The following is a 12,996-nucleotide window of genomic DNA, read 5'->3' as shown; positions in this document are numbered from 1 at the left end:
GCCCCCGTGGGCACGCGCTGTCGGTGCCCGCAGGTAGATTCGACGATGGACACCCGGCCGTCCGCACCCGGCTGCGTGGCCACAAGAACTACGACAGCAGGAGTGATTCGCGTGGATCGTGTCGCGCTGCGCGGCCTCAAGGCCCGAGGACACCACGGCGTCTTCCCCAAGGAACGCGAGGAAGGCCAGACCTTCATCGTGGACCTCGTCCTCGGCCTGGACACCCGCCCCGCGGCCGCCGACGACGACCTGACGAAGACCGTGCACTACGGCGTCGTCGCGGAGGAAGTCGTCGACGTGGTGCAGGGGGAACCGGTCGACCTCATCGAGACGCTCGCCGAGCGGATCGCCGAGCAGTGCCTCAAGCACACCGGCGTCCAGGAGGTCGAGGTGTGCGTCCACAAGCCGGACGCGCCCATCACGGTCCCCTTCGATGACGTGACCATCACCATCACCCGGAGCCGAGTATGAACGTCACGCACAGCGACCCCACCGTGCAGCCCGTACCGGCCTCCGTCGTCCAGGCGGTCGACGCCGCCGACGTGACGCTCTCCAACCCGAAATGGGCCGTCATCGCCCTCGGCGCCAACCTCGGCAACCGCCTGGAGACCCTCCAGGGCGCCGTCGACGCCCTCGAGGACACCCCCGGCCTCCGGGTCAAGGCCGTCTCCGGCGTCTACGAGACGGAGCCCTGGGGCGTCGAGCCCGGCACCCAGCCCGCGTACCTCAACGCCGTCGCCCTGGTGAAGACCACCCTTCCGCCCTCCTCCCTCCTGGAGCGGGCGCACGCCGTCGAGGAGGCCTTCCACCGCATCCGCGAGGAGCGCTGGGGCGCCCGCACCATCGACGTCGACATCGTGGCCTACGCCGACGTGGTCTCCGACGACCCCGTCCTCACCCTGCCGCACCCCCGCGCCCACGAGCGGGCCTTCGTCCTCGCCCCCTGGCACGACGTGGACCCCGAGGCGCAGCTGCCCGGCCACGGCACGGTCGCCGCGCTGCTCGCGACGGTCGGCCGTGAAGGAGTCGTGCCGCGCGCCGACCTGGAACTCCGTCTGCCCGAGTAGTCGTTAGTCTCGTCAGAGATCGATCCGACCACCCGGACGTAGAGACGAAGGACACCCGGTGAAACAACTGCGGCTCAAGGTGCTCGCCGGACTGTTCGTCGTGGCCGGCATCCTGTCCTGGGGCGGCGCGCGGCTCTGGGACGCGGTGGGCACCCTGCCGAGCGTGCCGCTGGCCGCCCCGATCGTCCTCGCCGCGATCGCCGTCGTCCTGACCGCGACGGCGCTCTCGCTCCGCTCCCGCCTCAAGGCCCAGCGCGAACGGCGCCCCGGCGCGAAGGGCGTCGAGCCGCTGATGGCGGCCCGCGCGGTCGTCTTCGGCCAGGCCAGCGCCCTGGTCGCGGCGCTGGTCTCGGGCATGTACGGCGGTACGGGCGTCTTCCTGCTCGGCTCCCTGGACATCCCGGCCCGCCGCGACCAGGCGATCTACGCCGGCTTCGCGGTCCTCGCGGGCATCGGCGTGATCGCGGCCGCCCTCTTCCTGGAGCGCGTCTGCAAACTCCCGGAGGACGAGGACACCCCGGGCGCCTCCCCGGCGTCCTGACCGCTCCCTGAGGCCCCTGAAGGCGCGGGTGGGGCGGAAGCCGGCGCCAGGAGGAAGCTAGCGGGCCATGATGAGGCTCATCGCCTCGTTCCGGGTCGCGGGGTCGCGCAGCTGACCGCGGACGGCCGACGTGATGGTCTTGGCGCCCGGCTTGCGGATGCCGCGCATCGACATGCACATGTGCTCGCACTCGAAGACGACGATGACGCCGCGGGGCTCCAGCATCTCCATGAGCGAGTCCGCGACCTGTGTCGTCAGCCGCTCCTGGACCTGCGGGCGCCGGGCGAAGACGTCGACCAGGCGGGCCAGCTTCGACAGACCGGTGATCTTGCCGGAGGTCGACGGGATGTAGCCGACGTGCGCCACGCCCCTGAACGGGACGAGGTGGTGTTCACAGGTCGAATACACCTCGATGTCCTTGACCAGCACCATTTCGTCGTGACCGATGTCGAACGTGGTGGTCAGGACGTCCTCGGGCTGCTGGCGCAGACCGGCGAATATCTCCTGGTACGCCCGCGCCACCCGCGCCGGCGTCTCCCGCAGCCCCTCGCGGTCCGGGTCCTCACCGACCGCGATGAGGAGCTCTCGTACGGCGTTCTGGGCGCGCTTCTCGTCGAACTCGCCGATCGTGCCCTCGCCGTCCAGCGTCACCGGGTCGGTCATCTGTGCCTCGTTCCGTAGGGCTGCGATGCGCGGAAATGAGCCGCGCCCCCACAGGCTAAAACCTGTGGGGGCGCGGCTTCCATTCCGGGTGGGCCGAGGTCAGGGCTCCGGGGTCTCCTCCGGGGCGACCTCGATGCCGGGCGTCGGCGTCTTCGCGGTGTCCACCGGGGTCACGCCGTTCGCGCCGTTCGTCAGGGCCAGCTCCTTGGGGGAGAGGACCGGCGGACGGGTCGAGGGCGTGCGCCGCGAGGAGCCGGTCCACGCGGGGCGGGACGGGCGCTTCACGATCGGCTCGAAGATCTCGGCGATCTGCTCCTTGTTCAGCGTCTCCTTCTCCAGGAGGGCCAGAACCAGGTTGTCGAGGACGTCGCGGTTCTCGACCAGGATCTCCCACGCCTCGTTGTGCGCGGTCTCGATGAGCTTCTTGACCTCTTCGTCGACCAGCGCGGCGACCTCTTCGGAGTAGTCGCGCTGGTGCGCCATCTCGCGGCCGAGGAACGGTTCGGTGTTGTCGCCGCCGAACTTGATCGCGCCGAGCCGCTCGGTCATGCCGTACTGCGTGACCATCGCGCGCGCGGTGGCCGTGGCCTTCTCGATGTCGTTCGCCGCGCCCGTGGTCGGGTCGTGGAAGACGAGCTCCTCCGCCGCGCGCCCGCCCAGCATGTACGCCAGCTGGTCGAGCATTTCGTTGCGGGTGGTGGAGTACTTGTCCTCGTCCGGGAGCACCATGGTGTAGCCCAGGGCCCGGCCGCGGGACAGGATGGTGATCTTGTGGACCGGGTCGGAGTTCGGTGAGGCCGCCGCGACCAGGGCGTGTCCGCCCTCGTGGTACGCGGTGATCTTCTTCTCCTTGTCCGACATGATCCGGGTCCGCTTCTGCGGGCCCGCGACCACACGGTCGATCGCCTCGTCCAGCGAGTGGTTGTCGATCAGCTTCTTGTCCGAGCGGGCGGTGAGGAGCGCCGCCTCGTTCAGGACGTTGGAGAGATCGGCACCGGTGAAGCCGGGGGTCCGGCGGGCCACCGCGCCCAGGTCGACGTCCGGGGCGACCGGCTTGCCCTTCTGGTGGACCTTGAGGATCTCCAGACGGCCCTGCATGTCCGGGCGGTCGACGGCGATCTGCCGGTCGAAACGGCCGGGGCGCAGCAGCGCCGGGTCGAGGATGTCGGGCCGGTTCGTGGCGGCGATCAGGATGACGCCGCCCTTCACGTCGAAGCCGTCCATCTCGACGAGGAGCTGGTTGAGGGTCTGCTCGCGCTCGTCGTGGCCGCCGCCGAGGCCGGCGCCGCGGTGTCGGCCGACGGCGTCGATCTCGTCGACGAAGACGATCGCCGGGGCGTTCGCCTTGGCCTGCTCGAAGAGGTCGCGGACCCGGGAGGCGCCGACGCCGACGAACATCTCGACGAAGTCGGAGCCGGAGATCGAGTAGAACGGCACGCCGGCTTCGCCGGCGACGGCGCGCGCGAGGAGCGTCTTGCCGGTTCCGGGCGGGCCGTAGAGCAGCACGCCCTTGGGGATCTTGGCGCCGACGGCCTGGAACTTCGCCGGCTCCTGGAGGAACTCCTTGATCTCGTGGAGTTCCTCGACGGCTTCGTCGGACCCCGCCACGTCGGCGAAGGTCGTCTTCGGGGTGTCCTTGGTGATCAGCTTGGCCTTGGACTTCCCGAAGTTCATGACTCGGGAGCCGCCGCCCTGCATCTGGTTCATCAGGAACAGGAAGACGACGACGATGAGAACGAAGGGGAGCAGCGAGAGCAGCACCGACAGGAAGGGGCTCTGGCGCTCCGGGGAGACGGTGTAGCCCTTGTCCAGGGCGCCGGAGGCGGCCTGGTCCTGGAGGGTGGTGGTCAGGTTGGAGCCCTGGTCACCGATGTAGCTGGCCTGGATCTTGGTGCTGCCGCCGTACTTGTCCTTGTCGGCGCCCTTCTTGAGCTCGACCTTGATGACCTGCTCGTCACCGGTCGTCAGCTTGACCTGATCGGCCTGCTTGTCATTGATCGCCTGGACGACCTTGCTGGTGTCCACCGTCTTGTAGCCCTCGGACGAGCCGACGACCTGCATCAGCACGACCACGGCGAGGACGGCCAGCACGATCCACATGACCGGCCCACGGAAGTATCGCTTCACGTCCATCCATACGGAGCGAGAACGCTCCGTCCCTCCTGCCCGTAGGTAAATGCTGCTATGAGAAAAAGCTGTTCTTCGGACGGTACCCCAGCATTGTCACCCGCGGCCGCCTTCCCTTGCTTCAACGGCGGGAGGGCGGCGCGGGTTCCCCTGCGTCAGCCTCCGTACACGTGCGGCGCGAGGGTGCCGACGAACGGGAGGTTGCGGTACTTCTCGGCGTAGTCGAGGCCGTAGCCGACGACGAACTCGTTGGGGATGTCGAATCCGATCCACTTCACGTCGATCGCGACCTTGGCGGCGTCGGGCTTGCGCAGCAGGGTGCAGACCTCGAGGGAGGCCGGCTCGCGCGAGCCGAGGTTCGAGAGCAGCCAGGACAGCGTGAGCCCGGAGTCGATGATGTCCTCGACGATCAGGACGTGCTTGCCCTTGATGTCGGTGTCGAGGTCCTTGAGGATCCGGACGACGCCGGAGGACTGGGTGCCGGCGCCGTAGGAGGAGACGGCCATCCAGTCCATGGTGACGGGGGTGGACAGCGCGCGCGCCAGGTCCGCCATCACCATCACGGCGCCCTTGAGGACACCGACGAGGAGCAGGTCCTTGCCCGCGTACTCCGCGTCGATCTTCGCGGCCAGCTCGGCCAGCTTCGCGTCGATCTCTTCCTTGGTGATGAGCACCGACTGGAGGTCGGTGCCCATGTCCTTCTCGTTCACCCGGGTCACTTTCGTTGCAGCTTGCGTCAGCCTTGCCGAATGACCAGTCTGCCACCCTGGCGTCGCGCCTCGACGCGGCCGGGCAGATTGATGGCGCCCTGGCCGCGCCAGCCGGTGATCAGCCGGTCGACTTCCTCGATGTGGCGGGCGAAGAGGGAGCCGGCGGGCGCGCCCTCGGCGATGACGGCGCGGCGGAGGATGCGGCGGCGGACGGCGGGGGGCAGCCCGAAGAGCTTGGCGCACTCGAGCCGGCCGGTCTCGTCGCGTACGGAGGCTTCGGCGTCGGCGGCCCAGGAGTCCAGGGCGTCGGCGTCGTCCCGGGAGAGCTGGGCCGTCCGGGCGAGGGCTTCGACGACGCCCTTGCCGAGGGCCTTCTCCAGGGCGGGGAGCCCTTCGTGGCGCAGCCGGGAGCGGGTGTAGGCGGGGTCGGTGTTGTGCGGGTCGTCCCAGACGGCGAGTTCCTGGGCGACGCAGGCCTTGCGGACGGTCTGGCGGTCGAGTTGCAGGAAGGGCCGGCGGTAGCGCCGGGCGGCGCCGGAGACGGCGGCCATGCCGGACAGGGAGCGGATGCCGGAGCCCCGGGCGAGCCCGAGGAGGACGGTCTCCGCCTGGTCGTCGCGGGTGTGGCCGAGGAGGACGGCGTCGGCGCCGTGGCGTTCGGCGGCATCGTCGAGGGCGGCGTAGCGGGCGTCGCGGGCGGCGGCCTCGGGGCCGACGCGGCGTTCGCCGCCGGCGTAGGAGGCGCCGTGCGCTCCGACCATGGAGGCGCTGCCGACGGTGACGGCGACGGCTTCGACGGGGTCGAGTCCGAGCGCGGCCATGCGGCCGGCGACCTCGGTGGCGCGGAGGTCGGAGCCGTCCTGCAGGCCGTGGTCGACGGTGATGCCGCCGGCGCGGACGGCGAGTTTGCGGGACTCGAAGGCGAGCGCGGAGGCGAGCGCCATGGAGTCGGCGCCGCCGGAGCAGGCGACGAGGACCAGGGGGTGCTCGTCGGTGCGTCCGGTGGTGCGGATGCGGTGTTCGGTGAGGACGTCGTGGAGTACGCGGCGGACCGCCAGGCGTATCGCCGCGACCGCAGGATGGGGACCCATGTCCGGTGCCCTTCGTGAAGGAGTGGGGTGCCTCGGTCGGAGTCTTAACGGTCGGAAGAGGGGGTTCGGTCACTCAGAGTGCGTCGATGGTGACAGAACCTGGCCGTTACCCGAGCATTGCACGCCCCACCCCTTGGCTAGGGTCCCTCGGATGGGTGATTGGTGTCGTGTTTGTCCGTCATGCGTCGCACCTGTCTCACGAGTCTGCCTTACGGTGCACCCTCGCCACCCAGTCGGCGGGTGCGGCGATCTCCGCCTTGGTCGGGAGGGTGTTGGGGGAGGTCCAGACGCGGTTGAAGCCGTCCATGCCGACCTCGTCGACGACGGCCCGTACGAAGCGTTCGCCGTCGCGGTACTGGCGGAGCTTGGCGTCGAGGCCGAGGAGCTTGCGCAGGGCGAGGTCGAGGCGGGAGGCGCCGCGGGCGCGGCGTTGCTGGAACTTCTCGCGGATTTCGGCGACCGAGGGCACGACCTGCGGTCCGACGCCGTCCATGACGTAGTCGGCGTGGCCTTCGAGGAGGGACATGACGGCGGTGAGGCGGCCGAGGATCTCGCGCTGTTCGGGGGTCTGGACGAGTTCGACGAGGGAGGGGCCGGGTTCGCCCTCCTCGCCTTCGGGGCGGCCGCCGGCGAGGGCCTGGGCGGCTTCGCGCAGTCGTTCGACGACGGTGGAGGGGTCGACCTCGGTGGCGCCGAGAAATGACTGGATCTCGCCCTGCAGGTGGTCGCGGAGCCAGGGCACGGCGGTGAACTGGGTGCGGTGGGTCTCTTCGTGGAGGCAGACCCAGAGGCGGAAGTCGTGGGGGTCGACGCCGAGTTCGCGTTCGACGTGGACGATGTTGGGGGCGACGAGGAGGAGCCGTCCGCCGCCGTCCTCGCCCGCGGGGAGTTCGCGGGTGGCGGGGGCGAAGGTCTCGTACTGGCCGAGGATGCGGGAGGCGAGGAAGGAGAGGAGCATCCCGAGCTCGACGCCGGTGACCTTGCCGCCGACCGCGCCGAGGACGGCGCCGCCGGGGGTGGAGGAGCGGCGTTCCTTCATCTTGTCGAGGAGCGGGGCGAGCAGTTCGCGGAAGCCGGCGACATTGGCCCTGATCCATCCGGCGCGGTCCACCACGAGGACGGGGGTGTCCCGTGGTTCGTGGCCTTCGGGGATCATCCGGGTGAAGGCCCGTACGTGTTCCTCGGACGCCTTGGCGTGCCGGCGTAGCTCGGCGACGACGTCGCGGGCCTCCTCGCGGCTCACCTCGGGGCCCGGTTTCACCAGGCGGGTCGCGGTCGCCACCGCGAGATTCCAGTCGACCATCTCGGCACCACCGATGCTCGTCATGCGTCAACCGTACGTTCTCGGCGGCTGATCGGGGTGGGTTCGGTACGCGATCGGCGGGACGCCCTCGACACCTCCTACGGGGCGAGGGCGGCGGAGAGGCGGTCGAGGGCGGACTGGGCGTCGGTCGGGGAGGTGGTGCGGCCGGCCAGGAACGCGAAGGCGAGGAGGCGGCCGTCGGCGGTGACGACGGTGCCGGCGAGGGCGTTGATACCGGTCAGGGTGCCGGTCTTGGCGCGGACGAGGCCGGCGCCCGGGGCGGCGGGTCCGGTGCCGAAGCGGCTTTCGAGGGTGCCGCTGAAGCCGCCGACGGGCAGTCCGGTGAGGACGGGGCGCAGGGTGGGGCGGGCGGGGTCGGCCGCGCGGGTGAGGAGGCCGGTGAGGAGGGCGGCGGAGACCCGGTCGGCGCGGGAGAGGCCGCTGCCGTCGGCGAAGTGCGTGCCGGCGACGGGCAGCTTGAGGGCGGCGAGTTCGGCGCGTACGGCCCGGCCGGCGCCGGCGAAGTCGGCGGGCTGTTCGCGGGCGAGGGCGGTCTGGCGGGCGAGCGCCTCGGCGAGGTCGTTGTCGCTGTGGGTCAGGGTCCGCTCGACGAGGTCGGCGAGGGGTGCGGAGCGGGTGACGGCGAGGACGGCGGCCCGAGGGGCGTCGGCGCGTGGCCCGGCGGCGGGCGGGGCGCCCGTCCGGGGGGTCGGCGCCGGAGGGGCCGTGGTGGGGGGAGCCGCCGGGGGGCCCGCGGTCTTGGGGGCGCGGCCGGGGGCGGGGGCGCCGCGGACGGTGATCCCGGCGCGGGTCAGGAGGTCGCCGAAGGCGCGGGCCGCGTCCTTAGCCGGGTCGTCGCCGCGCGGGGCCGGTCCGGTCGTGGAGGCGTCCAGGCGCCCGGCGTGGAGCATGAGGGGGCTGACGGGGGCGAGGTTCTCGTTGCGGCCGATCGGGTGCCGGGCGGGGCCGCGATAGAGGCTCGTGTCGTACGCCAGCCGTACGGAGGTGATCTTCCGGGCCTTGAGCGCGCGGGCGGTGCCGTCGGCCAGGGCCTTCAGGCGGGCGCGGTCGAGGGTGGGGTCGCCGCCGCCGGTCAGGGTGACGGTCCGGGCGTCGGCGGAGGCGACGACGGTGGTGGGGATGCGGTGGTCGGGGCCGAGCGCGGAGAGCGCGGCGACGGTCGTGGCGATCTTGACGGTGGACGCCGGGGTCATCGGGGTGGTGGCGCCCTCGCCGTACAGCTGCCTGCCGGTGGCGGTGTCGACGACCGACGCGGTCCGCAGCGGGCCGAGGCCGGGGTCGGCGAGGAGGGGGACCAGGGTCGCCGCCAGGTCACCCGGACGGGTGGCGACGGGGGCGCCGAGCGCGCGGAGGACTCCGGCCGCGCTGGGGGCGGGAGCCGGGCGCCGCGGGCCCGGGGCGGGGTGCGGCGGCGCGTGATGTGCGCCACCTGTGCCGGAGGTGGCGGCCGCCCGGGTCCGCTCGGCCTTACGCTGACCGTTGTCCCACGGGCCGGCGGCGGCCACCGCTCCGGCGGCCAGCGCCAGACCGAGTACCGCAGAGCACGCCGTGAGCTGCCACGTCCTCGGCTCCGGCATTGCTGACCAGCCCCTTTCGCGATCACACACAGGCGTGAGGGACACTTAATCACTGCGCGTTGCCGCAGGCATTCACATGTGTTGATTCAGGAGGAGCCACCCGTGGAGTTCGACGTCACCATCGAGATCCCGAAGGGGTCGCGGAACAAGTACGAGGTCGACCACGAAACCGGTCGCATCCGCCTGGACCGTCGCCTCTTCACCTCGACCAGCTACCCGGCCGACTACGGCTTCGTCGAGAACACCCTCGGCGAGGACGGTGACCCGCTGGACGCGCTGGTCATCCTGGACGAGCCGACCTTCCCCGGCTGTCTGATCAAGTGCCGTGCCATCGGCATGTTCCGCATGACGGACGAGGCCGGCGGCGACGACAAGCTGCTGTGCGTCCCCGCGTCGGACCCGCGCGTCGAGCACCTCCGCGACATCCACCACGTGTCGGAGTTCGACCGCCTGGAGATCCAGCACTTCTTCGAGGTCTACAAGGACCTGGAGCCGGGCAAGTCGGTCGAGGGCGCCGACTGGGTCGGCCGCGCCGAGGCCGAGGCCGAGATCGAGGCCTCCTACAAGCGCCTGGAGGCGCAGGGCGGCGCCCACTGAGTGGGTTCGCGATCACGTCGTGACGGGCGGTGCACCTTCGGGTGCGCCGCCCGTCGCGCGTCACGTCGTATGCCCATGCTCATACTGGGCACACGGGGCGAATGGGAATGAGGACGAGCAGAGTGGTGGCGCAGCCGGACGGGCCGGAGGACCGCAAGCCGCAGTCGGACGAGGCACGGAGCGCCTTCACGCCGCCGACGGGTTTCGACCAGCCTCCGGTGCCGGAGGAGGAGCATCCCACCTCCGAGTTCGCCCTTCCCGACGGCCTGGCGCCGGAGGCGCCCGCCGAGCACGAGGGCTCGGCGTTCGCCCCGCCCTCCACCTACTCCACGAAGCACTCGCCGCCCGCCTTCACCCCCGCGCACGGCATCCCTCTGGTGCGATTGTCGAAGGACGCGCCCTGGCAGGACCGGATGCGGACGATGCTGCGGCTGCCGGTCGGCGAGCGGCCGATGCCGGAGTCGGCGCGCAAGGAGGACGAGGCCGGGCCTTCGGTGGGCCGTGTGCTCGACCTGACCCTGCGTATCGGGGAGCTGTTGCTCGCGGGCGGCGAGGGCGCGGAGGACGTCGAGGCGGCGATGTTCGCGATCTGCCGCTCGTACGGCCTGGACCGGTGCGAGCCGACCGTCACGTTCACGCTGCTGTCGATCACGTACCAGCCGTCGCTGGTGGACGACCCGATCACGGCGAACCGTACGGTCCGCCGGCGGGGCACGGACTACACCCGGCTGGCGGCGGTCTACCAGCTGCTCGCGGACATCAACGCGGAGGCGCACGAGGTCACGCCGGAGGAGGCGTACCGGCGGCTTGCGGAGATACGGCGTAACCGGCACCCGTACCCCGGCTGGGTGCTGACGGCGGCGGCCGGTGTGCTGGCGGGCGCGGCGTCGCTGCTGCTGGGTGGCGGGTTGACGGTCTTCTTCGTGGCCGCGCTCGGCGCGGTGCTCGGCGACCGGCTGGCGTGGCTGTGCGCCGGGCGCGGGCTGCCGGAGTTCTACCAGTTCCTGGTGGCGGCGATGCCGCCGGCCGCGATGGGGGTGCTGCTGACCCTGTTGCACGCGGATCTGCTGCCGTCGGCGGTGATCACGGGTGGGCTGTTCGCGCTGATCCCGGGGCGGGCGCTGGTCGCGGCGGTCCAGGACGGTCTGACCGGCTTCTACATCACGGCCTCGGCCCGGCTCCTGGAGGTCGGGTACTTCTTCGTGGCGATCGTGGTGGGCGTGCTGTCGGTGCTGTACCTGGCCGTGCAGTTCGACGCGCAGCTGAATCCGGAGGGGGTGCTGGACCCGGTCGAGCGGCCGGTCGTGCAGATCCTGGCGTCGATGGTGCTGTGCGCGACCTTCGCGATCCTCTTGCAGCAGTCGCGGGACACGGTGCTGTTCGCGACGCTGAACGGCGGGGTGGCGTGGGTGATCTACGCCTCGATCGCGGTGACGGCGGACGGGTCGACGGTGATGGCGACGGCGGTGGCGGCGGGCCTGGTGGGTCTGTTCGGGCAGCTGATCGCGCGGTACCACCACACGTCGTCCCTGCCGTACGTGACGGCGGCGATCGGGCCGCTGCTGCCCGGTTCGGCGACCTACTTCGGGGTGCTCGCGATCGCCCAGAACAATCTGGACCAGGGTTTCGCCTCGCTGGCGAAGGCGGCGGCCCTGTCCCTGGCGATCGCGATCGGCGTGAACCTGGGTGGCGAGCTGGCCCGTCTCTTCATGCAGGCCCCGGGTGCGGCGGCGGCCCGCCGCGCGGCGAAGCGGACCCGAGGCTTCTAGGGCGTGCCCTCAAGCGTGTGCCGTTCCGAGCCGCGCACCGGTGGCACGAAGCCCCGGGCCGGCGGACCGGTCCGGGGCTTCGTGGGGGGTGCCGGAGCGTGCGGCGAGAGCCGCCTCAGCGCTTGGCGTGTCGGCCGCGCTCGGTGGGGGTGTCCGGGGTGTCGCCGGAGGCGGCCTCGGCGGCGCGGGCCTTCTTGGACTGGGAGCGGGCGCGGAGGTACTCGATCACGATCGGGACCACGGAGATCGCGACGATCAGGATCAGGATCGCCTCGATGTTCTCGTGCACGAACTCGACCTTGCCGAGGGAGGCGCCGAGCAGCGTCACGCCGGCACCCCACAGGACGCCGCCGATGATGTTGAAGGTGATGAACGAGCGGTAGTTCATCCGGCTCACGCCGGCGATGATCGGCGTGAACGTCCGGACGATCGGCACGAAGCGGGCGAGGATCAGCGACTTCGGCCCGTGCTTCTCGAAGAACTCGTGCGCCTTCTCGACGTTCTCCTGCTTGAAGAGCTTGGAGTCGGGGCGCTTGAAGAGGGCCGGGCCGACCTTGCGGCCGAAGAGATAGCCGACCTGGTCGCCGATGATCGCGGCGGCGACGATCAGCGTGCAGACGAGCCACAGCGGCTGGTCGAGCTTGCCGGTGGTGACCAGCAGGCCGGTGGTGAAGAGCAGCGAGTCACCGGGCAGGAAGAACCCGATGAGCAGGCCGGACTCGGCGAAGACGATGACCAGGACACCGATCAGACCGAAGGTCTGGATCAGATAGTCCGGGTCCAGCCAGCTCGGTCCGAGGGCAAGCGTATTCACGGGTTCCGGGCTCCTGCGGTCGGTGGGGAGAGGGGGGACGGCTGCCCCAAAGTATCAACGCTTTCTTACGACCCCGGGTTCCAAGGGCCCTCTCCCGGCCTTCCCCGGCCCTGCCCCGCCTCCCCGGGGCCCTTCCGGGCGCTTCCGGGATGCGGCTCCGGGCCGCCGGGCCGAGGCTGGTGGGGACGCACCGGTACGGACCAGGAGGTGGATGCGGATGGGCATCGAGGACTACGGCGGCGGCCAGGGGACCCAGTCGGACGTGCTGGTCGTCACGACCAACGACGTCCCCGGCTACGAGATCCGGCAGGTGATCGGCGAGGTCTTCGGGCTGACCGTGCGCTCCCGGCACCTGGGCAGCCAGATCGGCGCGGGCCTGAAGTCGATGATCGGCGGGGAGCTGAAGGGGCTGACGAAGACCCTGGTGGAGACCCGCAACCAGGCCATGGAGCGGCTGGTCGAGCAGGCCAAGGCGCGGGGCGCGAACGCCGTGCTGATGTTCCGCTTCGACGTCTCGGAGGCGGCCGACGTGGGCACGGAGGTCTGCGCGTACGGCACGGCGGCGGTGATCGCCCCCCGCGTCTGACCCGGAAGCGGTCTCGGCGGCGGTGATCGCCCGCGCGTCCGACGGCGGGCATCGGTCGGGGGATGCGAGCGGGTGAGGTCCGGGCCGGGTCATGCGTACGTGCGAGGCCGCCACGCGTGAACGGCGTCCC

The 12,996-nt window shown here is 71.3% G+C and carries 13 protein-coding genes; 6 read left to right on the top strand and 7 right to left on the bottom strand.

Going from position 1 to position 12,996, the window contains the following annotated elements:
* Nucleotides 1-111 precede the first annotated feature (111 nt).
* The 3 genes from folB to ACZ6RC_RS21680 are packed head-to-tail and all read left to right on the top strand — an operon-like array spanning nt 112 to nt 1,608.
* Nucleotides 112-471, top strand: a complete 360-nt coding sequence (gene folB, locus ACZ6RC_RS21690) for a dihydroneopterin aldolase (protein ID WP_365712680.1) — start codon at nt 112-114, stop codon at nt 469-471.
* A complete protein-coding gene (folK, locus tag ACZ6RC_RS21685) occupies nt 468-1,067 on the top strand; it encodes a 2-amino-4-hydroxy-6-hydroxymethyldihydropteridine diphosphokinase (protein ID WP_391140388.1) in 600 nt (199 codons plus the stop codon). The genes folB and folK overlap by 4 nt, the downstream gene beginning before the upstream one ends.
* 58 nt (nt 1,068-1,125) lie before the next feature.
* Entirely contained in the window at nt 1,126-1,608 is a 483-nt protein-coding gene (locus ACZ6RC_RS21680) for a DUF3180 domain-containing protein (protein WP_469585590.1), read from the top strand.
* 57 nt (nt 1,609-1,665) lie between these two features.
* Here the strand turns inward: ACZ6RC_RS21680 and folE are convergent, their stop codons facing one another.
* The 6 genes from folE to dacB all read right to left on the bottom strand — a co-directional run bounded on the left by folE (nt 1,666) and on the right by dacB (nt 9,100).
* Nucleotides 1,666-2,271 carry a GTP cyclohydrolase I FolE gene (gene folE / locus ACZ6RC_RS21675; RefSeq protein ID WP_391140386.1) on the bottom strand — a complete coding sequence of 202 codons (606 nt, stop codon included), beginning with the start codon at nt 2,269-2,271 and terminating at the stop codon, nt 1,666-1,668.
* A 99-nt stretch (nt 2,272-2,370) separates the two neighbouring features.
* A complete protein-coding gene (gene ftsH, locus ACZ6RC_RS21670; protein WP_391140385.1) occupies nt 2,371-4,404 on the bottom strand; it encodes an ATP-dependent zinc metalloprotease FtsH in 2,034 nt (677 codons plus the stop codon).
* Between the two features lie 149 nt (nt 4,405-4,553).
* Complete coding sequence (hpt, locus tag ACZ6RC_RS21665) at nt 4,554-5,093, bottom strand: hypoxanthine phosphoribosyltransferase (RefSeq protein ID WP_362015860.1); 540 nt, start codon at nt 5,091-5,093, stop codon at nt 4,554-4,556.
* A gap of 41 nt (nt 5,094-5,134) precedes the next feature.
* Nucleotides 5,135-6,199 carry a tRNA lysidine(34) synthetase TilS gene (tilS, locus tag ACZ6RC_RS21660; RefSeq protein WP_469585586.1) on the bottom strand — a complete coding sequence of 355 codons (1,065 nt, stop codon included), beginning with the start codon at nt 6,197-6,199 and terminating at the stop codon, nt 5,135-5,137.
* 196 nt (nt 6,200-6,395) lie between these two features.
* On the bottom strand, nt 6,396-7,526 hold the full coding sequence (locus tag ACZ6RC_RS21655) for a zinc-dependent metalloprotease (RefSeq protein WP_391140383.1): 1,131 nt from the start codon (nt 7,524-7,526) through the stop codon (nt 6,396-6,398).
* Between the two features lie 74 nt (nt 7,527-7,600).
* On the bottom strand, nt 7,601-9,100 hold the full coding sequence (gene dacB / locus ACZ6RC_RS21650; RefSeq protein WP_469585581.1) for a D-alanyl-D-alanine carboxypeptidase/D-alanyl-D-alanine endopeptidase: 1,500 nt from the start codon (nt 9,098-9,100) through the stop codon (nt 7,601-7,603).
* A gap of 102 nt (nt 9,101-9,202) precedes the next feature.
* On the opposite strand from dacB, the gene ACZ6RC_RS21645 reads away from it, so the two are divergent.
* Both ACZ6RC_RS21645 and ACZ6RC_RS21640 read left to right on the top strand, forming a co-directional pair.
* A complete protein-coding gene (locus tag ACZ6RC_RS21645; protein ID WP_003968257.1) occupies nt 9,203-9,697 on the top strand; it encodes an inorganic diphosphatase in 495 nt (164 codons plus the stop codon).
* Between the two features lie 122 nt (nt 9,698-9,819).
* Nucleotides 9,820-11,466 (top strand): threonine/serine exporter family protein, encoded by a 1,647-nt coding sequence (locus ACZ6RC_RS21640; protein ID WP_391140467.1) that lies wholly within the window; start codon nt 9,820-9,822, stop codon nt 11,464-11,466.
* Nucleotides 11,467-11,581: 115 nt separating this feature from the next.
* Here the strand turns inward: ACZ6RC_RS21640 and ACZ6RC_RS21635 are convergent, their stop codons facing one another.
* Nucleotides 11,582-12,280 (bottom strand): DedA family protein, encoded by a 699-nt coding sequence (locus ACZ6RC_RS21635; RefSeq protein WP_391140382.1) that lies wholly within the window; start codon nt 12,278-12,280, stop codon nt 11,582-11,584.
* A 217-nt stretch (nt 12,281-12,497) separates the two neighbouring features.
* Between ACZ6RC_RS21635 and ACZ6RC_RS21630 the strand changes: the two genes are divergently transcribed.
* Nucleotides 12,498-12,866: a YbjQ family protein gene (locus tag ACZ6RC_RS21630; protein WP_391140381.1), complete on the top strand. Its 369-nt coding sequence runs from the start codon at nt 12,498-12,500 to the stop codon at nt 12,864-12,866.
* Nucleotides 12,867-12,996 lie beyond the last annotated feature (130 nt).

The organism is Streptomyces sp. NPDC048353 (assembly GCF_055587165.1).
The sequence above is the reverse complement of the archived record's forward strand: the minus strand, read 5'-3'. Positions and strand labels throughout refer to the sequence as shown.

What these genes read in the sequence shown, in the direction of transcription:
- folK (WP_391140388.1), top strand. Translation starts at nt 468, where the DNA reads ATGAACGTCACGCACAGCGACCCCACCGTGCAGCCCGTACCGGCCTCC.
- dacB (WP_469585581.1), bottom strand. Translation starts at nt 9,100, where the DNA reads ATGCCGGAGCCGAGGACGTGGCAGCTCACGGCGTGCTCTGCGGTACTC.
- folE (WP_391140386.1), bottom strand. Translation starts at nt 2,271, where the DNA reads ATGACCGACCCGGTGACGCTGGACGGCGAGGGCACGATCGGCGAGTTC.
- tilS (WP_469585586.1), bottom strand. Translation starts at nt 6,199, where the DNA reads ATGGGTCCCCATCCTGCGGTCGCGGCGATACGCCTGGCGGTCCGCCGC.
- ACZ6RC_RS21630 (WP_391140381.1), top strand. Translation starts at nt 12,498, where the DNA reads ATGGGCATCGAGGACTACGGCGGCGGCCAGGGGACCCAGTCGGACGTG.
- hpt (WP_362015860.1), bottom strand. Translation starts at nt 5,093, where the DNA reads ATGGGCACCGACCTCCAGTCGGTGCTCATCACCAAGGAAGAGATCGAC.
- ftsH (WP_391140385.1), bottom strand. Translation starts at nt 4,404, where the DNA reads ATGGACGTGAAGCGATACTTCCGTGGGCCGGTCATGTGGATCGTGCTG.
- ACZ6RC_RS21655 (WP_391140383.1), bottom strand. Translation starts at nt 7,526, where the DNA reads ATGACGAGCATCGGTGGTGCCGAGATGGTCGACTGGAATCTCGCGGTG.